This window comes from Rhizobium sp. 05L429, assembly GCF_056397645.1.
This window is the reverse complement of the sequence record NZ_JBFTNV010000028.1, coordinates 16,515-40,753: the sequence shown is the minus strand read 5'-3', so window position 1 is coordinate 40,753 and position 24,239 is coordinate 16,515. Positions and strand designations below refer to the sequence as shown.

Genomic DNA, 24,239 nt, shown 5'->3' with positions numbered 1-24,239 from the left:
CTGCCGGAGATCCTGTTTTTGATGCAACAAAGAGCGGGGATGAAAGATGGGCACGACCGGCTCCAATCTCGTGGAACTGCGTGACCTGACGGTCGCCTTCGACGGCGTGCAGGTTCTCCACGGCATCGATCTCGATGTCGCCAAAGGCGAGGCGCTCGGCCTCGTCGGCGAATCCGGCTGCGGCAAGTCGGTCACGTGGCTTGCAGCCCTCGGTCTGCTGCCCGGCAAGGCGAGCGTTTCCGGCTCGGTGCAAATCGAAGGTCGCGAACTCATCGGTGGATCGCGCGCGGTGCTCGAAAGTGTGCGCGGCAACCGCATCGCCATGATCTTCCAGGACCCGTCCAGCTCGCTCAATCCGGTGCTGCGCATCGGCCGGCAGATTACCGAGGCGCTGTCGGTCCATCGCGGCCTGCGCGGCGAGGCGGCAAAGGCCGAGGCGCTGCGGCTGATCGATATGGTCGGCATTCCCGATTCGCGCCGCCGCTTCGATCTCTACCCGCACGAGTTTTCCGGCGGCCAGTGCCAGCGCCTGATGATCGCCATGGCGCTCGCCGGTCAGCCCGATCTTCTGATTGCCGACGAACCGACCACCGCGCTCGATGCAACGATCCAGGCGCAGATCCTCGATCTCTTGATCCGCCTGCGTGCCGAAACCGGCATGGCGACCGTTTTCATCAGCCATGATCTCGGCGCGGTCAGCCAAGTCTGCGAGCGCGTCTGCGTCATGTATGCCGGACGCATAGTGGAGGAGGGCAGTGTCGAACAGCTCTTCTCCGAGCCGCGCCACCCCTATACGCGCGGCCTGTTCGATGCCATTCCGCGCCTCGACGCCGGCCGTGAACGGCTGATCCCCATTCCCGGCACCGTTCCCAATCCGAAACATCTGCCGGAGGGCTGTTCCTTTTCGCCGCGCTGTCCGCGCGCCGTCGAGGCCTGTCGCAGCGAGCGCCCGCCGCTCGTTTCCCTCGATGGCGTCCGCAAGCTCGCCTGCACGCGCCCGGTGCCCGTCGCGGGTGCCATCGAGACCCGGTCGTCCCGTATCGCCGAAGGCCTGCTGCAATGACGCCGCTCATCGAAGTCCATGATCTCGTCCGCATTTATCAGATCCGTCGCGGTCTCTTCGGCCGCCCGACACCGGTGCGCGCCGTCGACGGCGTTTCGCTCTCGGTCATGCCGGGCGAAACACTCGGCATCGTCGGCGAATCCGGCTCCGGCAAATCGACGCTTGGGCGCATGCTGCTCGGCATAGATGACGCGGACCAAGGAAGCGTGCGCTTCCAGGGGCAGCCGATGCCGGCGCGCCATACCGCGGAATGGCGGGCACTGCGCGCCAAGATGCAACTCGTCTTCCAGGACCCGCTCGCAGCGCTCGACCGCCGCGTAACGATTGCGAAGCAGATCGCCGAGCCGCTTGATATCCACAAGCTCATTCCCAGGGAGCATCAGGGGTCGCGCGTGATGGAACTGATGCGGGCCGTCGGCCTGCGAGATGACCAGGCCGACCGCTATCCCCACGAACTTTCGGGCGGCCAGCGCCAGCGCACCGTGATCGCCCGGGCTCTGGCTTCGCGGCCAAAACTGCTCGTCTGCGACGAGCCGGTTTCCGCGCTCGACGTCTCCATCCAGGCGCAGGTCGTCAACATGATGCGCGACCTGCAGGAAAAGAACGGCATCGCCATGGTCTTCATCAGCCACGACCTGAAGGTGGTGCGCAACATCGCCGACCGTGTCGCGGTCATGTATCTCGGCCGCATCGTCGAGGAGGCTTCTTCCGACGTCATCTTCCGCGCCCCGCAGCATCCCTACACGAAGGCGCTGGTATCCAGCGTGCCCATTCCCGGCAAGCCGMTCGAAGGCCGCGTCATCCTGCAGGGCGAGCCGCCGAACCCGGCCAAGCGCCCTTCTGGCTGMGCCTTCCATCCGCGCTGTCCGCTGGTCCGCGACATCTGCCGTTCCGTAGTCCCGGAGCTCCAAGGGATCGACGAGTACCGCAGCGCCGCCTGCCATGTCGTGGCAGGCGAGACCACGCCGGTGGCGGCATAGGGGAGGGTTCCATGATCCGTTTTGTTCTCGTCCGCCTGTTCCGTGCGATGCTGACCATCATGGCGGTTGTCACCTTCGCCTTCGTGGTCCTGCGCATGTCGGGCGATCCCGCCATGGTGATGCTCGGGCCTGACGTGCCGCAGGAGTCGGTCGATGCCTTCCGCAAGGCATGGGGCCTCGACCAGCCGCTCTGGATCCAATATCTCGCGTATATCAAGTCGATCTTCACCGGTGATTTCGGCGTCTCGATGCGTGACAAGGCATCCGCAATCCAGCTGGTGCTGGAACGTGTGCCGGCGACACTGCAGCTGACGGTGCCGGCCCTCATCCTTAAGCTCGTTTTCGGCATTCCTGCCGGCGTCTACGCGGCGCTGCACCGGCAAAGCTTCTCCGATCGCGGCGTCATCCTGCTAGCCGTCCTCGGCTTCACCATTCCCTCCTTCGTCATGGGACTGCTGCTCGTGCTGCTCTTCTCGGTCATCCTCGGCTGGCTGCCATCGGGCGGGCAGGATACGTGGGTGCACGGCATTCTGCCGACGCTGACCATGAGCATCGGCGGCATCGGCATCCTCGCCCGCTTTTCGCGCAGTGCCATGATCGAGGTGATGGGCCAGCCCTATATCCGCACCGCCTCGGCCAAGGGGCTGACATGGCGCGACGTGGTCTGGAACCACGCGTTGCCCAATGCGGCAGTGCCGATCGTCACGATCGTCGGCTTCATGGTCGGCTCGCTGATTGCAGGCGCGGTCGTGGTGGAATCGATCTTTTCCTGGCCCGGCATCGGCCGCCTGCTGGTGGTCTCCGTCAGCAATCGCGACCTCGCCGTCGTTCAATGCATCCTGCTGATCATCGCCGCCGTCATGGTCGTATCGAACCTCGTCGTCGACCTGCTCTACGGCTGGCTCGATCCGCGCCTTCGCTCACACGCGGCCGGACATTGAGGAGAAAGCCAATGGCAACTGTCGATCTCGCTGGGACATCGGCTTCCGGAAAGCCGAACCGCCTCGCCTCGTTTCTGCGCCGCAACGTGCCGCTCTCGGTGGCATTCGGCATGCTGTGGCTCGCGGCAATGGTGCTGACCGCCATTTTCGCCGACTATATCCGCCCGTTCAACATCACGGCCATGGATCTCGGCAGCCGGCTTTCAGCGCCGGGCGGCCTCAAGCATCTGCTCGGCACGGACGAACTCGGCCGCGACGTGCTTTCGCGTCTCATCCAGTCGATCCGCGTCTCGCTCGTCATCGCCTTCGGTGCGACGATCCTGTCGGCACTCTTCGGCACGCTGCTCGGGTTCCTCGCGGCGCAGTTACGCGGTTTCGTGGAGCATCTTGTCCTGATGCTCGCCGATTTCCAGGCGGCACTTCCCTTTCTCATCATGTCGCTMGCGGTGCTCGCCTTCTTCGGTTCCTMCATGCTGTTGCTCGTCTGCCTCATGGGTTTTTACGGCTGGGAGCGCTATGCGCGCATCGCCCGGGGCCTTGCCATTGCCGCCGGCGCTCAGGGCTATGCTGCCGCGGTGGTGCAGCTTGGTGCCACACCTTCGCGCGTCTACCTGCATCATATCCTGCCGAACGTCGCCTCGACGCTGATCGTTTCCATGACCCTCACTTTCCCGGAAATCATCCTGATGGAAAGCGGGCTCTCCTTCCTTGGCCTCGGCGTGCAGCCGCCAGAAACCAGCCTCGGCAACATGGTGGGCTTCGGGCGCGAATATCTGACGCGCGCGCCCTGGATCATGCTGGCGCCCGCCGCCGTCATCATGCTGACGACGCTTTCGATCTCGCTCGTCGGCGACTGGCTGCGCGACAAGCTCGACCCGACGATCCGCTAATACTGTCAAATCGATTTACTGAAGGATATTCCATGACGCTGATCACCGGCCACCGCGGCGCCCGCAACCTCTGGCCCGAAAACTCGCTCGCCGGCTTCCGCAATGCGATCACGCTCGGCGTCGACGCCATCGAATTCGATGTGCACCTGACGCGCTCGGGCGAACTCGTCGTCATCCACGACGCGACGCTGGAACGCACCGCCGAAGGTGTCGGCCCGGTGCAGGACCTGTCGGTGGAAGCCCGCAGGTCCGTCAGGTTGAAAGGCACGGACGAGGCCATTCCGACGCTCGCCGATGTGCTCGATGTGCTTGCGGTCAACAAGGGCATCGACCTACATGTCGAGATCAAGATCGACGAGACGGGTACGCCCTATCCTGACATTGCCGCGCGCGTCGCAGCCGAGCTTTTTCGCTTTGGTGTCGACGAACGCTCCTACCTGACCTCCTTCGATACGTCGGTGCTGGAGGAGTGCCGCCTTCACGCGCCAGATGTTTCCCGCCTCGTCTCCGTCAACGCCGCCTGGGCCGAGAAGCAGGGTGGGCTCGCCGCCTTCATTGACCGCCTGGACGGGCTGGTGGAGATCGTTGCCATTCATCACGAGCTGATGGAAGCCGAATGGGACTTGATCCGCAGCCGGCTGCCGCTCGACCGCCTCTGTGTCTGGACCCTCAACGACGAGCCCGGCATCCGCCACTGGCTGGAGCGCGGTATCGGCAGCCTGACCTCGGACAGCCCGGATCTGGCGCTGAAACTTCGCGCCGGTATTGCTGCGTGAGCTATGGATTTGCCTCTGCGCCCTAGCGGGGGAACGGCCCGTTAAGCCTGTGCCATTGGATCAGTGGCGCGGTCATGGCGCTGTGATTTCTGCTGGTCGGCTTGGACACCATGCGAAATGGTCGACGGCCAGCTTTCGTCCTCATATCGAAAGCGGTACCACCGATGACATCATCAGCGCGCTTGCTGCGCCAATGGCCACCGCGTCATCAGCGGCACGGCCGGCGATATCGCCGACGATCTGGCGGCTTGGTTTACGGCGGGTGCCGCCGATGGTTTCGTGCTGATCCCCGCATGGTTCCCAGGCGGCCTGGAAGACTTCATCGACGCAGTGGTACCGGAATTGCAAAAGCGCGGACTGTTCCGCACTGCCTATGAGGGGCAAAACCTGCGCGAGAACCTCGGCCTTCGCGGCCGGCCCTCGACAGGGCATCATGCGGTCAGCTGCGTTCGTCTCGTAATATAAGGCAGGCGGCGGGCGAACGGCGCGGCGCGTCAGCCAGTTGCAGGACGGACGCGGTGTCCGCCGCGATCGGCTTGAGGATCTCGGTCCGCGGTCGTTACATGCTCATCGCCAGCGAAACCGGCGCTCCAGGGCAGAAATCTCGTCGCCGACTTCACGAAGGCTTGTCCGCATGTCCGCCTGCGCGGTTGCTTCGTCGAAATCATCGAGAAACAGACTTCGAAACTCGTTGATGACAAGAGCCCTTTCGAGCTCGTTATGGCGTGCGGACAATCGAAGCATGCGTCGCAGTCGGCCCATCGGACATGTCCCTGTCAGGCTGCCCGTCCCGGCAGCTTCATGCCGGGTGCCATCAAAGCGTGGATGGCACGCAGAACATCCGGCGCGGATGCAAAGCGCTGTTCGTCGAGATCATAGACCTCGTATTTGACGGCAACGAACCGCACACCGGCTCCGTCCGTGACAATGATGCCGACCTGTATTCCGGCATATTCGATAACCTGCTTGGCCATGGCTGCCTCCGATGAGCATCGATAGTTCCGAGCGGGACAAGGTTCATACTCGAGCCGCCGATATCGATAATAGTCTATTAATTTAGTAGATTATATCGTCGATAAGGTGGGAAAGAAATTCCTGCCTGTGCTAGAATTTCCTTCTGAGGTGATAAATCCTTCTAATGTGGGAGGCCGGTTCGACGATCGGGCGTGGGCTATAAGAACCGGCTTCCGTCGGTGCGCTGTGGTCGCACCGTTGGGATGGCCCGGCTGGAAAAGTCGGCGCTTTGCGACTGTTCGATAGGTGACAAGAAGGGAGATCGATATGGCGACCGGAAAACGAATAGTTCTTGCAAGCAGACCGCAGGGGGCTCCGACTTTGGACAATTTTCGCGTCGAGACTTTCGATCTGCCGGAGATCAAGGAAGGCGAGGTCGGTCTGCGCGTGATCTATCTATCGCTTGACCCCTATATGCGCGGCCGCATGAGCGACGCCAAATCTTATGCTGCACCGGTCCCGGTCGATGGGACAATGGAAGGCGAGACCATAGGCGAGGTGACGCATTCGCGGCATTCGGATTTCAAGCCCGGCGACATGGTCCGTGGACGCACCGGTTGGTGCACCGATGCCGTCATCAAGGGTGATGCCATTCGCCACTTTGACACGCATGGCGCCCCCCTCACGTCAGCCCTTGGCGCCCTTGGGATGCCGGGCTTTACCGCCTATGCCGGCATGAAGGTGATCGGTCAGCCCCAGGAGGGCAACACGGTCGTCGTTGCGGCTGCCTCCGGACCGGTCGGCTCGATGGTTGGCCAGCTCGCGAGACTGGCTGGCGCAAGGGCTGTCGGCATTGCCGGCGGGGCGGACAAATGCGCCTATGTCCGCGACGAGCTTGGCTTCGACGCCGTCGTCGATCATCGTTCCGGAACCTTCGCCGACGATCTCAGGCTGGCCTGCCCCGACGGTATCGACGTTTATTTCGAAAATGTCGGGGGCCATGTTTGGGACGCGGTGCTTCCGCTCCTCAATCCGTATGCGCGCGTTCCAGTCTGTGGCCTCGTCGCGACCTATAATGGCGAAAATGCTGCCGGCCATGACCGGCTCGCCGGCACGATGTCGGCGATCCTCCGCCGGAGCCTCAGGGTGCGTGGCTTCATCCAATCCGAGTTCGTGGGCGAACACTACGCTGACTTCCAGACTAAAATCGGCCCCCTCGTCGCATCAGGCAAGATCCGCTACCGCGAGGATATTGTCGACGGCCTGGACAATGCGCCGGAGGCCTTCATCGGCATGCTGAAGGGCCGCAATTTCGGCAAGCTTTTGGTGCGGGTTAAGGAGCTGTGACCGGTCTGATGGTTGCGACCCGACGACTATATGGGCCAGTCGGCCCATATTTCTGGTGTCGTCGGTAGTTCGAGCCTATCTAAACGCCGTCATGGACTGCGCGGGCCTTGGTCTCAGGCTACATTGCTCAATTCCTGCGAATTAAAATCGACAAGCAGGATGGCGATTTCATAGCCGCGCCGTTGCAGCCAATGGGCGACGATGCGCGCGCGTGCGCCAAGAAGATCATCGATGAGGACGATGCGTGCCCCTCTGACCGCGATCGTGCGATAGGCGACGCCGAGCAACTGGCCGCCCTCCGAAGACAGGCTATCCTTGAGATGGCCGCTTTCGAATTCTTCCGGTGTGCGCACGTCGAGCAGGTAGGTGGTGCGGTCGGGGTCGGCAGCCCATGTCCTTGCCGTTTCGATGTCGATCTCGGGGAACCGGTCGGCACTGCCCAAGACCTCGATCTGCCGACGGGCAAATTCGACGGCCGTTTGGCTGACCTCGCCATAGGTGCGCGTCTTGCCGGTCTCCAGGCTGAGGCCGGCCGCAGTCCATGCCTTCGTGCCGTCGTGGAGATAGGAGACCTTGTTGGGAACCTTGGCGTCGATCAGTGTCTGCGCCCCAAGGATGGCGCGTGGCAAACCGGCGCAGGAGACGACGACCCGCGTCTTTTCGGAGGGCACCACATCCTTGAAACGCAGCACCAGTTCTGCACCGGGAACGCTGATGGCGCCTGGCACGTGTTCGCGCGCAAATTCAGGCACGGTGCGGGTATCGATGACGATAAGATCCTCCCCTTCATCGCGAAGCCGCTTCAACTCTTCGGCCGACGTCACCGGCGTGCCCTTCTCGTCCTTGACCGCGAGAGTGAAATCGACCCCGGGCGTATCGAATGTCGGCAGGGCGATGCCGTCGCCGCCCGCCGTCCAGGCCGGAATGCCGCCCTCGAGCGCAAAGACGTTCGGCCAGCCGGCATCGGCAAGGTCTGCCGCAAGGCGCTCGGCAGCACCGTCGCCACCATCGGCAAGCACGGTGCGTACGACCTTGCGGGGTACGAAGCGCGACAGGTCGCCTGTAACCTTCTCGGCCGGCAGGTTGGTGGCAAAGAGCGGCGAGGCGTAACCGACGACGTCGGGGGCTCTAATGTCGAGAACGGCGAGTTCGCTTCCGTCTGCAAGCCACTCCTTGAACGTGTCGCGGGAAATCGTCTTCTGGCTCATCGTCAGTCTCCTTGTTCACGGTGGGTCATGGCGCAAGACTAGCGGCAGGACGAGGTGCTTTCGAAGTCGCTCGATGCGGTGAGGGCCCCGGATCGGGAAAAGCAATTCCATTATCTATAAAATCTATAGAGATTATTTTCTTATCTCTGTTTCTGCGCTCTCGTAGGCTTCCTGCCGTCATTGAAGGACGCCACGTCAATCTACGCGGGGCCAGGCCGCTCGGCCAGGAGGGAAGAAATTATGAAGTTCAGCAGCATTACCGGGCTCATTCATCGCGCCGGCATCGGCATTGCCCTTGCGGGCTTGTTCGCGACAGTATCACTGGCGCAAAGCGGCCCTGATCTTTCGAACCTCACGCTGACGGTCGGCACGCCCAACAAGACCGGGCTGCATCGGCAGCTGATTGCCGCAAACGAGATCGAAAACCTTCCCTACAAGATCAAATGGGCCGATTTCGATTCCACCCCGCCTCTCGTCGAGGCGCTGCGTGCCGGTCACGTCGATATCGCCGCCGGAGGGGACACCGGCGTGCTTGCGGCGATCGCCAACGGGGTCAAGGTGACGATCCTTGCCGCCACCCTTGAGCGCAAGGAGAGTGGCAGCGCCATACTGGTGCGCGGCGATTCAACGCTGCAAAGCGTCGCTGATCTCAAGGGGCACAAGGTCGCCTTGCCGTATTTCACCAAGCAGCACTATCAGTTCGCCAAGGCGCTCGAAGCGGCCGGTATCGCCTTTGACGGCAAGCTGATCTTGAACCTCAACACGACGGACGGACTGTCGGCGCTGGTCAACAGCCAGGTCGACGCCTTCGTCGTCTGGGATCCGAACACGGCCATCGCCCAGCAGCAGCACGGCGCGCGCATCCTGCAATCTCTCAGCAAGGTGATCGACACGGCAGGCGTGCTCTATGCGCCGACGTCCTCCGTCGAGGACCCGGCCCGCAAGGCAGCGCTCCAGGACCTGACACGCCGCATTATCAGGGCCCAGGCCTGGGTAAATGCCCATCCGGCCGAGTGGGCCGAACAGGTCGCCAAGCTGTCGCAGATCTCGCCGGACGCAGCCAAGCTGCAGGCGAGCCGCTCGCGGGTGGAATATGTTGCCGCGACCGATAGCGACGTGCTCGCCGGCTGGCAGAAGGAGGTCGCCTATTTTCATGGGACCGGCCAGTTCAAGCGCGAATTCAAGGTCGACGACTATGTCGTCAAGGACTTCGGCGACCTGATCGGCGACGAGAACAAGAAGCTGGCAAAGACGAACTGATGGCGACGGTCACGCGGTTTTCAAACGCGCATCCGGTCGTTCCCGCAAGGGGAGCGGCTCCACCGCAGCCGCTCCTTTTCGGCCTGGAGCGCATCGTCCCGGCGGGGAGGAGCAGGGCCGGCAGGAAAAAGAGTAGCAGTGTCCCGCGCGGTCTTGGCAAGTGCCTCGGCCCCGCGGCGCTCATTGTCCTCTGGTGGCTCAGCATCCGCTACGGCCTGGTTTCCGAGGACCTGCTTCCAGGTCCGGCGACACTCTTTGCGACATTGCTCGAGATGATTTCAAGCGGCGAACTTGCAGAAGCGCTTCTCCTGTCGCTCCAGCGCGTCGTGATCGGCTTCGGCATCGGCTTCGTTACCGGCGTCGGTCTTGCCATCATCTCCGGTCTGTTGCGCCTTGGTGAGGATATGATCGACGCGCCGATGCAGATGGCGCGAACGCTTCCCTGGGCCGGCCTCGTGCCGCTGCTGATCATCTGGCTCGGGATAGACGAGACGCCCAAGGTCACGCTCGTCGCCTTTGCCGTCACGTTTCCCCTCTACATCAACACCTTCGCGGGCATCCGCAATGTCGACAAGACCCTGGTCGAGGCTGCGCGCACGCTATCCTTCGGCCGTGCAGCGCTGATCCTAGAGGTCATCCTGCCGGGTGCCTTGCCCAACCTGCTTGTGGGGCTGCGCTATTCACTCGGATCGGCCTGGCTGGCGCTCGTCTTTGCCGAGACCGTCAACGCTCAGGGCGGCCTCGGCTACCTGATCACCCATGCGCGCGAGGTCTATCGCGTCGACATCATCATTCTTTGCCTTGCCATCTACGCGCTTCTCGGCCTCGGCGCGGACCTCGTCGTCCGGCTCCTGGAACGTTTCCTGCTCAGCTKGCGCCAGAGTTTCGACGGAGCATGAACATGTCGCTTCCCGCTTCGACCCCGACGGGGCTTTCGGTCAGTGTGCGCGGGCTGGTGCGCCGTTTCGGAAAGCGCAACGTCATCGATCGTCTCGATCTCGATATCCGTCGGGGAGAATTCGTTGCCCTGCTCGGGGCAAGCGGCTGCGGCAAGAGCACACTTTTGCGGATCCTCGCCGATCTTGACCACGACATCGAGGGTGACGTCTTCGTTTCACCGCGTCGCGGCGTGGCCTTCCAGTCGCCTCGGCTGTTTCCCTGGAAACGGGTCTGGAGCAATGTCGTTGCCGGACTCCCACGCGGCGCTGACCGGGCAAGTGCAAATGCGGCGCTCGAGGAGGTCGGACTGACCCACCGCGGCGATGCCTGGCCGAAGGATCTTTCGGGCGGGGAAGCGCAGCGGGCGTCGCTGGCGCGCGCACTCGTGCGCAACCCGGATCTCCTGCTGCTCGACGAGCCGTTCGGAGCGCTCGACGCCCTGACCCGCCTCAAGGCCCAGGCGCTTGTCGCCGATCTCTGGCAGAAACATCGCCAGGCCGTGCTGCTCGTTACCCACGATGTCGACGAGGCGCTTCTGCTTGCAGACAGGGTTCTCGTGATGCGTGACGGCGTGCTGGCCCATGAGGTCGTTGTCGACCTGTCGCGGCCACGCTCGCCCGGCGATGCGAACGTCAACCGCCTGCGCGTGCAACTGCTGGACTGGCTCGGCGTGATCGAGCCGGCTGTAAAATCAACATCAGAGCAATCGATGACAGTGAGAAAGTAGACCCATGACCAGGATCGATGAAGGCTGGGGTCGCGGCCCTTCGGCGCGCTACGAGGAGATCGCGGGGCCGTTCCGTCCCATCTTCCGTGAGATAGGGCAGGCTGCGATCGAGAGGGATCAGCAACGGCGCCTGCCTTTCGAGGAGGTCCGGTGGCTGCGGGATGCCGGCTTCGGCGCCCTGCGGATACCGTCGACCCATGGTGGCTTCGAACTCACCTTGCCGGAGCTTTTCGGCCTGCTGATCGAACTTTCCGCCGCCGATCCGAACATCACCAACATCTTCCGCAGCCAGCTCGGCTTTACCGAAGACCTGCTCAATGCGCCGAAGGGTGATTGGCGCGACGAATGGCTGACCCGCCTCGGTCGCGGCGAGATGATCGGCAGCGGATTTTCCGAGCTTTCCACCGTCAAGGTCGGCGATCATTCGACGACGATCCTGAATGATGGAAACGGTTATCGCCTGAACGGCCAGAAATTCTATACGACCGGTTCGATCTACGCGGACTGGATCAATCTCGCCGCCGTCGACGGATCAGGTTCTCCCATCGCCGCTCTCGTGCCGACCCGGGCGCCAGGCGTCGATATCCTCGACGATTGGGACGGTTTTGGACAGGCTATGAGTGGCAGCGGCACGGCGCGGTTCAAGGATGTCAGGCTGGAGCCCGACCATATCAAGCCGGACGCAGCCCGCTTTCCCTATACGCCGGCCTTCTTCCAGCTCGTGCATCTGGCAAGCCTTGCCGGGATCGSCCGGGCCGCCGCCGGCGAGCTTGCCCAGCATGTCGGCGCCCGGGCACGCATCTATCCGCGCGGCAACGGCGCGACCAGCGCCGACGACCCACAGGTGCTCGAAGTGGTCGGGCGCGTCAGGGGGCGAGCCTATTCGGCCGGCGCGATCGTGCTGAACGTCGCCGAGGCTTTGCAGCGCTCCTTCGAAGCCAATGTTTCGGGCATCGACCCGGAGCAGACGAATCTTCATCTCCTCGCAGACATCGAAACGAGCCAGTCCGTCACGGTCGTCTCGACACTGATCCTCGAGGCGACGACGATCCTTTTTGACGCCCTCGGGGCCTCCGCCGCCAAACGTGCCACCGCGCTCGATCGCCATTGGCGCAACGCCCGCACGATCACCTCGCATAATCCGCGCATCTATCACGACCGTGTGGTCGGTGAATACGCGGTTTCCGGAAAGAAGCCGGCGGCCGTCGGCTACCGCAAGATCATCACGCCTTTCGGCACCACGAGCGAGGTTGCCTGAGCCATGACGTCCATCAACCGCAAACTCAATCTGAATGTCGGCATCAACACGACCGGTTATCTCGCCAATGCCTGGAAATACAGAAGCGGCAGCCGCCATGACATCAACGATCCGGACTATTATCGCCGGCTGACCGAGCTCGCACATAGGGGACGTTTCGATGCAGTGTTCTTTTCAGACCATCCTGCACTGATGACCGATCCGGCGAGCCGGCCCTTCCACACGATCGATCCTCTGATCCTCTGTACCGCGCTTTCGGCACAGGTTCCCGATATCGGTTTCGTTGTCACCATGTCCTCGACCTACAATTCGCCGTATAATTTCGCACGGCGCGTGCAATCGACCGATATCATCTCGGGAGGCCGGTTGATCGTTAACGTCGTGTCTTCCTTCAACCCGAATGTCGCCGCCAATTTCGGCTCCGAGCCGTTGCCGCCACGAGCCGAACGCTACGCCAAGGCCTCCGAGTTTCTCGATGTCGCCAAGGAGCTCTGGGCGAGCTGGGATCCGGCGCGCGACGGAGAGGTGCCGGAAAACCGCTTCTGGAATGCAGCAAGCGCCCACCCGATTGAACATCAGGGTGCCTACTTCTCCGTCAGAGGGCCGCTCAATGTGCCAAAAGGACCGCAGGGCCACCCGGTCATTGCACAGGCCGGCGCATCCGAGGGGGGCATCGAGCTTGCCGCACGCCACGGCGAAATCATCTACTGCAACATCCTTTCACGCGGTGCCGGCCGGGTCTTCGGCGCGAAGGTGAGGGATCGCGCGGCCGCGGTCGGCCGCGATCCCTCCGGCATCCGCATCGTCCCTGGTCTTGTTGTGATCCTCGGCGAAAGCCGGGAGGAAGCGTTGCGCAAGCACGAGCTTTATAGCGGCGCCGGCTCGGAAGACGGATTGCTTGCACGCTTCGCCAAAGAGCATGGCATCGATCCGGAGGGGTTCGATCCGGACGCTGTGCTGGATGCCGAACGCTTCATTCCAGATCCCAATCGCCTCCAGGCTGTCGGTATGGGGCTTGGCCTTTCCGATCTGCTGACACATGAGAAGCTCACCGCAAGACAGGCGGTACGCCGGTCGGAAGGGCACCATCGCTTGCTGCTTGGGACTCCGGAACAGGTGGCCGACGATATCATCGATCTCTGGGCGGATGGGACCGTGGATGGCTATACGCTCCAGCCACCCCGCGCGCCCGACGATATCGAGGAATTTGTCGAGAAGGTCGTTCCGATCCTGCAGGATCGCGGCGTCTATCGCCGGGAATATGACGGCAAGACGGTTCGCGATCGATACGGACTGCCTTATCCAGTCGAAACGTTCGAGGGGATTGCCGAACGTCAGGTGCAAGCAGGCTAAGACTGCGGATGATGGTGGCGCATGAGGCTTGGTGCATGGGTTCCCGCCGCGTCCGTGGCCTGTTCGGTGTTGGCGGTCGAGTTTTAACGCAGCAAAGTTTTTTCCGCATGCCTGCGATTGCGAACCGTCATTCCTTTAGTCCACTAAATTTATAGACAATACTGCCTCAGATGAAAGGAAGACCCATGGCCGTTCCCAGACTTGTTGGTATTGCAGGCAGCTTCAACCGTCCGTCCAAGACCCTGGCCCTCGTCAGCCACATCGCCCGCATTGCGAGCGATAGACACGGCTTCGCCACCAAGGTCTACGATATGCTCGATGTCGGCCCTTCGCTCGGTGAAGCCACATGGCGCAAGGATCTGAATGAACAGGCCGAAACCGTCGTTTCCGAGATCGTCAATGCGGATCTGCTGATCATCGGCTCGCCCACCTATAAGGGCTCCTATCCAGGGCTCTTCAAACACCTGATCGATCTGATCGAACCGCATGAACTGCGGGCCAAGCCGATCATCATCACCGCAACGGGCGGCGGTGACCGACACGCGCTAATGGTCGAACATCAATTGCGCCCCCTGTTCGGGTTCTTCATGTCCCACACCCTGCCAACTGCAATCTATGCGTCGGATCGGGATTTTGCCGACTACACCGTTTCCTCCGAGCAGCTTTCACGACGCGTCGACGAAGTCATCGGCGAGATCGACGCATTTTTCCCGCACTCCCGGCCGGCGCTCAGCGCGGCAGAATAGAGCGGCCATGTATCAGAGCTTGCAGGAAAAGACTGAAGCCAAGCCGGTGGGCGAGGAATTCTGGAACGTCTCTGACTTCGCGCGGCGCTATCGCCTAGCAAAGTCCGAGGAKAACCGTCTGCTGACCCTGTTTGGAACGACGGCATCGCCTCGCGACCTGTTGTTGAGCGCCAGGCGAGCGGAACTGTTTTCCTAGCGCAGATAATCAAAGAGGCTCGCCATGAAACGACGCATGCTTCGGCTTTTGGCCACAGGACTTAGCCGATTTCGCAACGGGCGAGGGATTAGGCAGATGATCGCGCCGGGCGTTCTTGCGGGCGACGACCGCCAGACGGCTCTCGACTACGAACTGTCCTTTTGGCGAGCAGCAGCTCCGATCTGGTACTAGTGGAGGCGACAATGGCAATTGCCAACGATCATCAGCGTTTCCTGCCCCGACATCATGGCAGTTGGCTTACTCCCCTCTGTCTGCGCCTGCATCAGGCCGCGGCAGCCGGTTCGTTTGCCTTCATTCTGGCACTTGTCCTCGGACTGGTTTGATCGACGGCGATGAAGCGGCGGGCCATGATGGATGGGGACTTGGAAGACACGGTCCTGGACGCGGCGGGCGATCCGCCTGCAGGTCAGGTGCGTCGCCGCGAAATCATCGGCGAGATTGTGAGAACGCTCGGCGCTCTTGCCGAGGGGCTGGAAGGCCAAAACGAGGTGTCCCGGGACTCGGTCGGACGCCTGATCGGAATTCTCCAGACCATGTCGGGCAGTATCGCATCGGCCGACGATGCGACCTTCACCGCAATCATGCGTGAGGCGGGCTTGCTCATCCGGGCAGTGCGTGAGCGACAAACCTATTTCAGCCAGTTCACGGTCCATTAGGATGCAGGTGCTCTTGTCGACGGTCTCATCGATCCAGGAGGCGGGCTCGGAAGAAAAGGGCCATCCTGCGGGCTTACGGACGATGGCGCTGACGGCCGATCTCGTTTCACTCAGCTTGAGGCTGGAAGCCGACCCCGGACCGGATCCCCATCGTGTTCCGCTGAGCGACGAGGAACTTCAGACGCTCTCGGAGCGACTGTTTCATGAAGCGGCGGGCGAGCCACTGTGGGTCTTTGCCTATGGCTCGCTGATCTGGAAGCCGGACTTCGACGCGGTGGAATGGTGCCGCGCCCGAGCCCACGGGTGGCACAGGTCCTTTTGTCTGCAGATGACGCGATGGCGGGCAACCGATGCCGTACCGGGCCTGATGATGGCGCTTGAGAAGGGTGGACAATGCAACGGCGTCGCCTACAGGCTCTCGGAGGAGGACCGCATGGGGCAGATCCGTCGCATGATCCGCAGGGAGATCGGCACGATCACCGACTCGTCCTTCATCCGCTGGGTAGTGATCGAAACTCCACAGGGGCCTTTGCGCGCCCTGGCGTTCTGGGCCGGGCCGAGAGGCAAGCGTGTGCTGCGCAGGCTACCGCTCGAAAGCGTCGCGCAGGTCCTGGCAAGGGCTTGCGGACATATGGGATCGTGCGCCGAATATCTCTATCTCACCGTCAAGCATCTCGAAGAGAAGGGTATCCGCGATCGCAATCTCTGGCGGCTCCAGGCCCTGGTCGCCGAGGAGATCAGGCGTATCCACGGGCTTGAGGCCGCTTAGAAGCATGGGGCCTGCTCATCGCCCGCAAGTTCTTCAGCCTCGTCTTTGAGATCCATCATCGCACGAGGCTCCCAAGAGCCCGAGGCCGGAACACAATCTACCACTGAGAATCGTTATTCAAGGAGAGCGGCAGCATATGAGCAATGAACTGGATATCGTCGACATTCATACACATCTCTGGCCCGCAGAATGGGGTGCTGATGGCAGCAGGCGTATATCCGCCGGGCTTGCAGATACCGTGTTGAAGAAGATTGTCGATCCGGCCTCCCTAATCGACGAGTTTTCCTCGGCCGGTGTCTCGCTAGCCGTTCTGAGCACGACCATCGAAAGTCTGTTCGGGATGGAGGGCGCTGCCGATCCGCATGTGATCGCCGAGGTCAACGACTGGCTTGCCGGACTGGTCAAGGCCCATCCCGATCGCTTGGCCGCGCTGGCGACGATCGATCCCTTTTCCGGTGAGGCAGGCGCGCGCGAGGCGGAGAGGGCGCTTGGCGAGCTCGGATTGGCGGGCCTCGTCGTCGATTCCTACCGGGACGGCAAGTTCATCGGAGATCCGGTTGCCCGACCCGCGCTCGCGGTTGCTGCCCGTCTCGGAAAGCCGGTATTCGTGCATCCCGTCAATGCGCCGCAAGCCGACATTCTCATTGCCGGCGCCGGCAAGCTCGGCAATTCCCTCGGCCGCGGGCTGATGAATGGCGTGGCGTTTCTGTCGGTTCTGGAAAACGGTCTGCTGGACGAATTTCCGGATCTGAACTTCGTCTTCGCAACCCTTGGCCTCGGGGCGGTCGTGCAGGCTGCGCGCGGCGGCCATTACTCACGGCAAAACCGCGCAGCTGGGCACCGTCCGAACGTCTATTTCGATACGATGGGCGACGATCCGTCGATCATCGCCATACTTGTGGAGTTCTTCGGCGCGGAGCGCATTCTTGCCGGAACGGACTGGCCGATCCTATCCGCCCTTTCGCAGCAGGCTCTGGCCCAGAATCTCGCGGCCGCCGGTCTGGACGCTCCGGCGCGGTCCCTTGTCGCCKGCGGCAACGCGCGCCGGCTTTTAGGTCACCTCGGTCGATAGACCTCTTATTTCAGCAATCACTGTCGTCGCGCACGTCCGCTGTCACTTGCAGCGGACGCAATTGACGTTCGAACTTGACGCTCCTCCGTGACAAGCTTTGCTTCTCCGCGCGGATAGAAAATCTGCCTTTGCTTCAGCGGGTCGCAAAGGGATCATTCTGGCAGCGGGGCATGGGGCTCCGTGCACGCTTTTTCGAGCGTCACCGCCTTAGGAGCCTTCAATGTCGATCAATCGCCGCCAGTTCAATCGATTCCTCCTTGCGGGTTCAGCCGGGCTTGCATTGGGAGGCGTTCCCCAGTTTGCCGCTGCCGCAGCAACCGAGACGCCAGTCAGAGGCGGTACGCTCAACTGGGCCTACTATCCCGATCCAAGCGCCCTGATCGCCATMAATACGTCCTCGGGCACGGGGCAGGCGATCGGACCGAAGATCAACGAAGGCCTCTTCGACTTCGACTATGATCTCAATCCCATCCCGCTTCTCGCAACGGAGTGGTCCGTCAGCGACGATCAATTGCGTTATACGTTCAAGTTGCGCGAGGGTGTCAAATGGCATGACGGCGCCGACTTCACATCGGCGGATGTCGCCTTCACCATTTTCCGACTGAAGGAAGCTCATCCGCGCGGCCGGATCACCTATCAGAATGTGACGGCCGTCGAGACGCCCGATCCGCGTACCGCAATCGTGGTTCTCACCAAGCCYGCTCCCTACCTCATCACGGCGCTCTCCAGCTCGGAATCGCCGATCGTGCCAAAACATGTCTACGAAACCTTCAAGCCGCAGGAGCAGCCCAAGCTTGCCCAGACGATCGGAACAGGCCCCTTTCTTCTGAAGGAATGGGTTCCGGGCAGCCATCTGATCTTCGAGCGCAACCCGAATTACTGGGACACAGGAAAGCCCTATCTGGATCGTGTCATCCTGCGTGTCATCCTCGATCCGTCCGCTCGCGCTGCAGCACTCGAGACCGGCGAGATCGACATCGGGGCCAATCCGGTTCCATTGGCCGACATCGAGCGCCTCAAGGCCAATCCCAATCTGGTGGTGGACACGACGACCTATGCCTATTCCGGGCCTCAGCAGCAGCTGTTCTTCAACTACGAAAACGAAATTCTCACCAAGCGCAATGTCCGCCTGGCGATCGCGCATGCCATCGACCTGCAGAAGCTCGTCGATATCGCGCTCTTCGGCTATGCGAATGTCTCACCGAGCCCGATCAGCACGGCATTGCCGAAATGGTATGATCCGAGCATCAAGGCGCGCGAGYCGGACGCCAAGCTTTCCGAAAAGCTGCTCGATGAGGCGGGTTACCCACGCGGGGCAGACGGCGTGCGCTTCAAGCTGCGCCTTGCCTATAATTCCTTTCTGCAGCCCTCCTATGCCGATTTCATCCGCCAGTCGCTGGCGGCCGTCGGCATCGACGCGGAGATCCTCAAATTCGACCTCGCGACCTTCCTGAAGACTGTTTACACGGATCGCGCCTTCGATCTGGTGATTGAATCGCTGTCCAATACCTTCGATCCGACGCTCGGCGTGCAGCGCGCCTACTGGTCGAAGAACTTCAAGATCGGCCTCGTGTTTTCAAACGCCAGCCACTATGCCAACCCGGAGGTCGACAGGCTGCTCGAAGCCGCCGCCGTCGAGCCCGACGAGGCCAAGCGGCGCGATTTCTGGTACCAGTTCCAGCGCATCATTCACGAGGATGTCGTGTCGGTCGATCTCGTAGCCGCCGGGGCGCAGATCGTCGCCAGCAAGAAGGTCAGGAATTTCGCGCCCGGAGCGCAGGGTATCAACAACAGTTTCGGCCAGATCTGGCTGAGCCCGGATGCCTGATTTTTCCGGATGCCCGGCCAGTTCAGTGCGCTGGCCGGGCGCTCCCGTCTCGTGTTGAGTTTCAGATACGCCCCGCCTCCAGACGGGCGAGGGCGTTTTTCGCAGCGATCGCCCGGACCATGTGGTTCTGTGGTGCATGCGAGCGGCCGGTGATGGCATCGCGATGCTGGCGCTCCAGCCCGAAATCCCTGTTGAGCCCGGGATTGCCGGCAAGATCGAGCGCCAGACTGGTGACGGCCACCGCATTGTCGATCACCACATGGCGCACGGCCATGGCGTCGACGCCGACGGGCCTGCCGGCATCGACATCGTCGCCGAGCGAGCGCAACAACCTGGCGTTCGTCGACAGGCGGACCTCGATCTCGCCAAGACCATCCTGGATGCGGGGCACGGTCGCAATCGGCGCCCCGAGGCTTGCCGGTGCATGGTGTGCCGAAAAGGCGAGCACCTTGTCGCGGGCCGATAGCGCCACCCCATGGTAGACGGCGCCGATCAGCGAGAAGAAGAAGGCCGTCGCATGCTCCTCGCGCCGGATCGGCTCTGAAGCGGGTTGCGCTTCGATCAGGTCTTCGAAGGGGATGGTGACGTCCTCAAGAATAATGTCGTCGCTGGCGGTCGCGTGCATCCCGGTGGCGTTCCAGGTCTTCTCGATCGTCAAGCCGGGGCTGTCGGTCGGCACGAGGAAGGAGGCAAGCCGTGGCTCGGCTTCATCGGTCAACGCCAGAAGCGACACCCATTTGAGGATCGGAATGCCGGTCACATAGGTCTTGCGACCGGTGATACGCCAACTGTTGCCCGCGCGCCTTGCAATCGTCTCGGGCAAGGCGCCGTGGGCGGGAGAGCCGATACGCGGCTCGGCCTGAGCGGCATTGATCAGGGCTGGCCCCTGCCGGTTGGCGAGAAGCACCCGTTCGGCAAGGTGGGCCGGCCATTTTCCGAACCGTCGCAGCGTATAGTGGCTGTTATAGTGCATGGCGAGTACCAGCGCCGTCGATGGCTCGCMGCGGGCGATCTCGCTGATCACTGCCTGCGCATCCGCAAGGCCGCCGCCATGACCGCCATGCTCGGATGCCGTCACCAATCCGAGCAGGCCGGCCTCGTAGAGCCTGGTGAAATTCTCGAAGGGAAATTCGCCGCTTGCATCGAAATGGTCGGCGCGTTCGGAAAAATCCTTGGCAAGTCTTCGTGCCCTGTCGAGGGGATCAATCTTTTCCTGCAGCATGATTGCACCTCCTATCAGGCGACGGCGCGGGCATCGAAGCCGTCGATATGACGGCGGTCGACCCAACTGGCGATGTCGAAATCGGCCGCGAGGAAGCCGAAGTCGCGCAGGAAGTCCTTGTAGTGGCCGACCGCTTCGACCAGTTCGGGCTCCAGGCCGAGGCCAAGATGGCGGTGGATCTCAAGCCCGTTTGCCGCCAGCACCTGCTCCTCGGTTGCGCCGGCCTCGCGTGCAACGAAGCGGCGCGTTTCGTCCGGATGGGCTTGCGCCCAGTCGGCCGCCTTGTAGATCGCTTCCAGAAGCCGGTGGACGAGATCAGGGCGCTMGTCCGCCAGGAGTTCGTCGACTGTCAGAATTCGGGGTGAACCGGAATTGATGCGGATCTTCGGGTCGGGGTGAAAACCGAACTCCGCCACCTGAACGGCGCCAATCAGATTGGCGACATTTATGCCGGCCGTCCCCTTCACATAGATCGCATCCACCTCGCCGCGAACGAGGGCGGCGATCTCCTCGCCATAGGCCTGACGGCGCTTCAGGCCAAAGAGCGACGGCCCTTCCTGGTTGGCGAGCACGGAATCGGCAAGCGCGATGTCGATGATCTCGACGTCGTCGAGCGCCAGGCCTTCCAGCGACAGAGCCGACAGGAGACCTTTCAAGGCCGTCGCGCGCATGAAATCGACGATGCCTTCCGGCCGTCGCGCGATGCCGAAGCGGCGTCCCTTCAGATCCCTGGTCGTGTTGATTCCGGCTCCCGGCAAGGTGATGATCGCCTGAAACTCATCTGTCCAGGTGATGCCGACGAGCCTTGTCCTTCGGCCTTCCGAGCGGGCGCGGATCGGCGGCACATTGCCGCCGTGGCGGAAGGACCAGTCGAGCGTATGGTTGAAATGGCTTTGGCGGATGGCGCGGTCGGGAGAGTCGATGATCGACTTCAGCGTCACGCCTTCCTTGCGGAAGCCTTCCTCGAGATAGCCGAGCTGGGCGGCAAGCCCGACCGGCGTTGGCACCGGGCAGCGCGTATACCAGATTTCGGAAATGGCATTGCTGGTCATGATCATCCCTTTCAGTGGCGCAGGCCGGCCTGCTTCATCAGCGGCAGCACGTCGGTGCCGAAGAATTCGAGCTCGTCACGGAAATCGAAGAAGCTGAGCTGCAATCCGTCGATACCGGCGGCTTTCAGTTTCAGGAACTGGTCGACCACGCTTTCGGGCGAGCCGATGACGCGGATATTGCCGCCGACGAAGCGGTAGGGATCYTGCGGATCGCGGCCTTTCCAGGCATGCGCATCCGAGTTCAGTGACGAAAATCCCTGCGGCGAGCGCTGGTCGCCATGGGCGACGATCCGGTCGGCAAGCTCCCAGGCCTCCTTGTCGGTCGGCCGGCAGATGACCATCGGATTGAGCAGAGTGCGCACCGTGCGTCCGACGTCCCTGGCCGCATCCTTCACTCTTTTCGTGTGGGCCGGCAGCGATTGAAGCGCGCTGTTGATATCGGCGCCCGTCGGACTGGTGATGAAGACAATGTCCGAATAGCGGCCGGCGAAGGCAATGCCGGCATCCGAACCCGTGGCGTTGACGAGGATCGGCCGGCCGAAATTCGGCTTGGGCGTCACGAACCCCCCACCGAGCTTCCAGCTGCTCTCGCCCTCGAAGGAGAAATTCTCGGTATCGCTCCAAAGACGCTGGACGACTTCGAGGAATTCGGCCGCCAGTTCGTAGCGCCTGTCGTGCTCGATGCGTGGCCAGCCGAACATTTCATGCTCGACGGCACGGTGACCCGTCACGACATTGATCCCCCAGCGGCCACCGGTGATGTGGTCGAGCGTCGCACCGAATTTTGCCAGATGCAGCGGATGCCACGGCCCGTAAAGAACATGCATGGTGGAGATCAGCATGATCTTCTTGGTCAGGCCGGCAAGCGCTGCCGTCGTCGTGAAACTGTMGAGCGCCTGACCGTTGAAGACACCGCCGTAACCGCCTTTCGGCAGCCATTGCGACAGGGCGAAAACCAGATCGAAGCCGAGTTCTTCGGCCTTCAGCGTCAGCGCCTTGTTGTAATCGAAGCTCCAATCCGTGGATCGCTCGAGCGTGGATTGCGTCCAGCCGCCGGCCTGGATCGGCAGGAACAGGCCGAGCAGCACCGGCTGCTTGAGCGCCTGCGACAGTGGGCTTTCGGCAAAGTCGGTGGGGGCGGAGAACTTCGGGAGACCCACGATAGAGCCGGGAGGGTGTTGAATGGACATGACGGATCCGTGTTCCTTTTCCTCTTGGCTCAGGCTGTGGCGAGATAAGCGTAGGCAAGGCTGCCCGAGACGCCTTCTCCACCCACAGTGTGGTCGGCGATGCGCTTGTTGTAGATGGTCAGCTCCGGCTGGCTGGCGATGTCGATCGCCGGCAGGTCCTCGACAAGGATCTGCTGGATCTCGCGCCATTGATCGACACGCTTCTTGGCATCGACCTCGATTGCCGCGGCCTCGAGCAAGGCATCGACCTTCGGATTGCTGTAGGCCGAGCCGTTGGAGAAGGGCACGCCCGGCTTGAAGTTCTTGCTCCAGTAGAGGCGCTGAACGCCGACGGTCGGATCGAAGAGGTTGCTCATTCCCTCGAAGGCGAAATCGAAATCGCGATCAGTATAGATGCGCTTGGTATAGGTGGCGAAGTCCTGGCTGCKCACCGTTGCATCGACGCCGACCTTAGCAAGCGCCTGGCGGATATATTCGGAGCCACGCGGATAGGTTTCGCCGCTCGGCACATAGTCGAGATTGATGCGGATGCGCACGCCGTCGCTGCCGCGCGGATAGCCTGCCTCGTCGAGCAGCTTCTCGGCGGCGGCAAGATCGATCGGATAGGTCTTCAGGTCGCCATCATACCATTTGGCAAGATTGGGGTTGATGGGGCCGGGAATGGCTGCGCCGTAGCCGTAGTTGATGGTGTTGAGGATCACCTTGCGGTCGATCACATGGGCGAAGGCCTGGCGAACGCGGATGTCCTTGAAGAAGGGCCGTTCGAGGTTGAACTCGATACGGCTGACACCGTTTGCATATTGATAGCCGCGCTCCTCGAAGGCGATGCCGGGGACCGTCTTCAAACGTTCCAGATCGCTGAGCGGAACAGGTGTCGAGGGCGCAAGATCGATTTCGCCGGTTTCGATTGCAATCGAGCGCGCCGCCGCGTCGGGAATGAAGCGGACGATGAGCTGGTCGAGATAGGGACGCGGCTGGTCCCAGTAATCGGGGTTGCGCTCATAGACGAGGTGGCTGCCGCGGACCCATTCCTTGAACTTGAAGGGACCTGTGCCGATCGGCGCGAGATTTGCAGGATTTTCGGCAACCTTCGTCCCCTCATAGATGTGACGCGCTACGATCGGCGTCTCCGAGGAGGCAAGGGCGGTGATGAGATAGGGCGCCGGCTTGGAGAGTTTCAGGATCGCCGTCAGCGGATCCGGCGTTTCGACGTCGACGAGGTTGAGGAACGTGTTGCGGCCACGCGGATGAACCTCCTTCAGCGTCTTGATMGAGAAAGCAACGTCGGCCGAGGTAAAGGCCTGGCCGTCATGCCATTTTACGCCGTCGCGCAGGTGGAACGTGTAGACGAGCCCATCCGGGCTCACCGACCATTCTTTGGCCAGTAGCGGCTGCGGGTTCAGCTCGAAATCATAAGTCAGAAGGCCTTCAATGACCTTCGGCGAGACATAGACGGAATTGAAGGCAGTGTTCGCAATGGTCGTCAGCACCGGCGGCTCAGCCGACAGGAGCAGCGTCGCTGTGCCGCCGCGCACCGGAGCGGCAAAGGCCGGCAGGCGTGTTGCCGACGCCACGGTGAGCGCAACGGAAGCAAGAAGGAAATTGCGGCGTGTCGGAGCAGGAAATGCTGGCATGGTCGGTCCCTCGATGATTGTGCGTGCCCGTTGCCGGGCGTTCTGGGTTCGCCTTTCCATACTTCGGCGCAGCCGTAGAGTTTTTTACCCAATTCCGGACCTGCTTCGGTAAGAAATTCGAATGTATGCTCATGTGGCGTTAAATAATTTCAAAAGA

Annotated in this window: 26 protein-coding genes; 18 read left to right on the top strand and 8 right to left on the bottom strand. The window is 62.1% G+C overall.

Annotation, left to right across the window (positions count from 1 at the left end; genetic code table 11):
* The first annotated feature begins 46 nt into the window (after positions 1-46).
* The 5 genes from AC1DNW_RS25330 to AC1DNW_RS25310 are packed head-to-tail and all read left to right on the top strand — an operon-like array spanning position 47 to position 4,650.
* The gene (locus tag AC1DNW_RS25330; RefSeq protein WP_477854714.1) at positions 47-1,063 is read left to right on the top strand and encodes an ABC transporter ATP-binding protein; all 1,017 of its coding nucleotides are present in this window, start codon (positions 47-49) and stop codon (positions 1,061-1,063) included.
* A complete protein-coding gene (locus tag AC1DNW_RS25325) occupies positions 1,060-2,043 on the top strand; it encodes an ABC transporter ATP-binding protein (protein ID WP_477854713.1) in 984 nt (327 codons plus the stop codon). Before AC1DNW_RS25330 ends, AC1DNW_RS25325 begins: the two co-directional genes overlap by 4 nt.
* Before the next feature lie 11 nt (positions 2,044-2,054).
* Positions 2,055-2,984: an ABC transporter permease gene (locus AC1DNW_RS25320; protein WP_115039051.1), complete on the top strand. Its 930-nt coding sequence runs from the start codon at positions 2,055-2,057 to the stop codon at positions 2,982-2,984.
* Positions 2,985-2,995: 11 nt separating this feature from the next.
* Positions 2,996-3,874, top strand: a complete 879-nt coding sequence (locus tag AC1DNW_RS25315; RefSeq protein ID WP_477854712.1) for an ABC transporter permease — start codon at positions 2,996-2,998, stop codon at positions 3,872-3,874.
* Positions 3,875-3,906: 32 nt separating this feature from the next.
* Positions 3,907-4,650 (top strand): glycerophosphodiester phosphodiesterase family protein, encoded by a 744-nt coding sequence (locus AC1DNW_RS25310; protein ID WP_477854711.1) that lies wholly within the window; start codon positions 3,907-3,909, stop codon positions 4,648-4,650.
* Positions 4,651-4,791: 141 nt separating this feature from the next.
* Here the strand turns inward: AC1DNW_RS25310 and AC1DNW_RS25305 are convergent, their stop codons facing one another.
* From AC1DNW_RS25305 to AC1DNW_RS25295, 3 genes are all read right to left on the bottom strand, one after another.
* Positions 4,792-5,085, bottom strand: coding sequence for a hypothetical protein (locus AC1DNW_RS25305; RefSeq protein WP_477854710.1), 294 nt, complete (start codon positions 5,083-5,085; stop codon positions 4,792-4,794).
* Between the two features lie 132 nt (positions 5,086-5,217).
* Complete coding sequence (locus AC1DNW_RS25300) at positions 5,218-5,412, bottom strand: hypothetical protein (protein ID WP_113310440.1); 195 nt, start codon at positions 5,410-5,412, stop codon at positions 5,218-5,220.
* A 14-nt stretch (positions 5,413-5,426) separates the two neighbouring features.
* On the bottom strand, positions 5,427-5,624 hold the full coding sequence (locus AC1DNW_RS25295) for a hypothetical protein (protein ID WP_477854709.1): 198 nt from the start codon (positions 5,622-5,624) through the stop codon (positions 5,427-5,429).
* A 307-nt stretch (positions 5,625-5,931) separates the two neighbouring features.
* On the opposite strand from AC1DNW_RS25295, the gene AC1DNW_RS25290 reads away from it, so the two are divergent.
* Positions 5,932-6,951 (top strand): MDR family NADP-dependent oxidoreductase, encoded by a 1,020-nt coding sequence (locus AC1DNW_RS25290; RefSeq protein ID WP_113300551.1) that lies wholly within the window; start codon positions 5,932-5,934, stop codon positions 6,949-6,951.
* A 113-nt stretch (positions 6,952-7,064) separates the two neighbouring features.
* On the opposite strand, the gene AC1DNW_RS25285 is transcribed toward AC1DNW_RS25290, so the two are convergent.
* Positions 7,065-8,159 carry a rhodanese-like domain-containing protein gene (locus tag AC1DNW_RS25285; RefSeq protein WP_113335614.1) on the bottom strand — a complete coding sequence of 365 codons (1,095 nt, stop codon included), beginning with the start codon at positions 8,157-8,159 and terminating at the stop codon, positions 7,065-7,067.
* A gap of 240 nt (positions 8,160-8,399) precedes the next feature.
* Here AC1DNW_RS25285 and AC1DNW_RS25280 point away from each other — a divergent pair, with 240 nt between their 5' ends.
* From AC1DNW_RS25280 to AC1DNW_RS25225, 12 genes are all read left to right on the top strand, one after another.
* Entirely contained in the window at positions 8,400-9,419 is a 1,020-nt protein-coding gene (locus AC1DNW_RS25280) for an ABC transporter substrate-binding protein (protein ID WP_477854708.1), read from the top strand.
* Entirely contained in the window at positions 9,419-10,318 is a 900-nt protein-coding gene (locus AC1DNW_RS25275; protein WP_477854707.1) for an ABC transporter permease, read from the top strand. Before AC1DNW_RS25280 ends, AC1DNW_RS25275 begins: the two co-directional genes overlap by 1 nt.
* Positions 10,315-11,085: an ABC transporter ATP-binding protein gene (locus tag AC1DNW_RS25270; RefSeq protein ID WP_115039055.1), complete on the top strand. Its 771-nt coding sequence runs from the start codon at positions 10,315-10,317 to the stop codon at positions 11,083-11,085. The genes AC1DNW_RS25275 and AC1DNW_RS25270 overlap by 4 nt, the downstream gene beginning before the upstream one ends.
* Positions 11,086-11,089: 4 nt before the next feature.
* Entirely contained in the window at positions 11,090-12,343 is a 1,254-nt protein-coding gene (locus AC1DNW_RS25265) for an acyl-CoA dehydrogenase family protein (protein WP_477854706.1), read from the top strand.
* Between the two features lie 3 nt (positions 12,344-12,346).
* Positions 12,347-13,696: an NtaA/DmoA family FMN-dependent monooxygenase gene (locus AC1DNW_RS25260; RefSeq protein WP_477854705.1), complete on the top strand. Its 1,350-nt coding sequence runs from the start codon at positions 12,347-12,349 to the stop codon at positions 13,694-13,696.
* Positions 13,697-13,881: 185 nt separating this feature from the next.
* A complete protein-coding gene (gene msuE, locus AC1DNW_RS25255; protein WP_477854704.1) occupies positions 13,882-14,442 on the top strand; it encodes an FMN reductase in 561 nt (186 codons plus the stop codon).
* Between the two features lie 7 nt (positions 14,443-14,449).
* Complete coding sequence (locus tag AC1DNW_RS25250) at positions 14,450-14,638, top strand: hypothetical protein (RefSeq protein WP_477854703.1); 189 nt, start codon at positions 14,450-14,452, stop codon at positions 14,636-14,638.
* Between the two features lie 203 nt (positions 14,639-14,841).
* The gene (locus AC1DNW_RS25245) at positions 14,842-14,982 is read left to right on the top strand and encodes a hypothetical protein (protein ID WP_162747232.1); all 141 of its coding nucleotides are present in this window, start codon (positions 14,842-14,844) and stop codon (positions 14,980-14,982) included.
* Positions 14,983-15,021: 39 nt separating this feature from the next.
* Positions 15,022-15,315 carry a hypothetical protein gene (locus AC1DNW_RS25240; RefSeq protein ID WP_477854702.1) on the top strand — a complete coding sequence of 98 codons (294 nt, stop codon included), beginning with the start codon at positions 15,022-15,024 and terminating at the stop codon, positions 15,313-15,315.
* A gap of 82 nt (positions 15,316-15,397) precedes the next feature.
* Entirely contained in the window at positions 15,398-16,084 is a 687-nt protein-coding gene (locus AC1DNW_RS25235; protein WP_113300553.1) for a gamma-glutamylcyclotransferase, read from the top strand.
* Positions 16,085-16,220: 136 nt separating this feature from the next.
* Entirely contained in the window at positions 16,221-17,156 is a 936-nt protein-coding gene (locus AC1DNW_RS25230) for an amidohydrolase family protein (protein WP_477854701.1), read from the top strand.
* Positions 17,157-17,376: 220 nt separating this feature from the next.
* A complete protein-coding gene (locus AC1DNW_RS25225) occupies positions 17,377-18,984 on the top strand; it encodes an ABC transporter substrate-binding protein (RefSeq protein WP_477854700.1) in 1,608 nt (535 codons plus the stop codon).
* Positions 18,985-19,045: 61 nt separating this feature from the next.
* Here the strand turns inward: AC1DNW_RS25225 and AC1DNW_RS25220 are convergent, their stop codons facing one another.
* From AC1DNW_RS25220 to AC1DNW_RS25205, 4 genes are read right to left on the bottom strand one after another with little or no spacing between them, the layout of a single operon-like run.
* Positions 19,046-20,206 carry an acyl-CoA dehydrogenase family protein gene (locus tag AC1DNW_RS25220; protein ID WP_477854699.1) on the bottom strand — a complete coding sequence of 387 codons (1,161 nt, stop codon included), beginning with the start codon at positions 20,204-20,206 and terminating at the stop codon, positions 19,046-19,048.
* 14 nt (positions 20,207-20,220) lie between these two features.
* A complete protein-coding gene (locus AC1DNW_RS25215; RefSeq protein WP_477854698.1) occupies positions 20,221-21,258 on the bottom strand; it encodes an ABC transporter substrate-binding protein in 1,038 nt (345 codons plus the stop codon).
* A gap of 11 nt (positions 21,259-21,269) precedes the next feature.
* Positions 21,270-22,448, bottom strand: coding sequence for an LLM class flavin-dependent oxidoreductase (locus tag AC1DNW_RS25210; RefSeq protein WP_477854697.1), 1,179 nt, complete (start codon positions 22,446-22,448; stop codon positions 21,270-21,272).
* Positions 22,449-22,477: 29 nt separating this feature from the next.
* Positions 22,478-24,082, bottom strand: coding sequence for an ABC transporter substrate-binding protein (locus AC1DNW_RS25205; protein ID WP_477854696.1), 1,605 nt, complete (start codon positions 24,080-24,082; stop codon positions 22,478-22,480).
* Positions 24,083-24,239 lie beyond the last annotated feature (157 nt).

Excerpts from the sequence above, each read along its gene's own strand:
- AC1DNW_RS25260 (WP_477854705.1), top strand. The coding sequence starts at position 12,347 with ATGACGTCCATCAACCGCAAACTCAATCTGAATGTCGGCATCAACACG.
- AC1DNW_RS25300 (WP_113310440.1), bottom strand. The coding sequence starts at position 5,412 with ATGGGCCGACTGCGACGCATGCTTCGATTGTCCGCACGCCATAACGAG.
- AC1DNW_RS25245 (WP_162747232.1), top strand. The coding sequence starts at position 14,842 with ATGGCAATTGCCAACGATCATCAGCGTTTCCTGCCCCGACATCATGGC.
- AC1DNW_RS25290 (WP_113300551.1), top strand. The coding sequence starts at position 5,932 with ATGGCGACCGGAAAACGAATAGTTCTTGCAAGCAGACCGCAGGGGGCT.
- AC1DNW_RS25235 (WP_113300553.1), top strand. The coding sequence starts at position 15,398 with ATGGCGCTGACGGCCGATCTCGTTTCACTCAGCTTGAGGCTGGAAGCC.
- AC1DNW_RS25305 (WP_477854710.1), bottom strand. The coding sequence starts at position 5,085 with ATGATGCCCTGTCGAGGGCCGGCCGCGAAGGCCGAGGTTCTCGCGCAG.
- AC1DNW_RS25310 (WP_477854711.1), top strand. The coding sequence starts at position 3,907 with ATGACGCTGATCACCGGCCACCGCGGCGCCCGCAACCTCTGGCCCGAA.
- AC1DNW_RS25285 (WP_113335614.1), bottom strand. The coding sequence starts at position 8,159 with ATGAGCCAGAAGACGATTTCCCGCGACACGTTCAAGGAGTGGCTTGCA.
- AC1DNW_RS25330 (WP_477854714.1), top strand. The coding sequence starts at position 47 with ATGGGCACGACCGGCTCCAATCTCGTGGAACTGCGTGACCTGACGGTC.
- AC1DNW_RS25270 (WP_115039055.1), top strand. The coding sequence starts at position 10,315 with ATGAACATGTCGCTTCCCGCTTCGACCCCGACGGGGCTTTCGGTCAGT.
- AC1DNW_RS25295 (WP_477854709.1), bottom strand. The coding sequence starts at position 5,624 with ATGGCCAAGCAGGTTATCGAATATGCCGGAATACAGGTCGGCATCATT.
- AC1DNW_RS25280 (WP_477854708.1), top strand. The coding sequence starts at position 8,400 with ATGAAGTTCAGCAGCATTACCGGGCTCATTCATCGCGCCGGCATCGGC.
- msuE (WP_477854704.1), top strand. The coding sequence starts at position 13,882 with ATGGCCGTTCCCAGACTTGTTGGTATTGCAGGCAGCTTCAACCGTCCG.
- AC1DNW_RS25320 (WP_115039051.1), top strand. The coding sequence starts at position 2,055 with ATGATCCGTTTTGTTCTCGTCCGCCTGTTCCGTGCGATGCTGACCATC.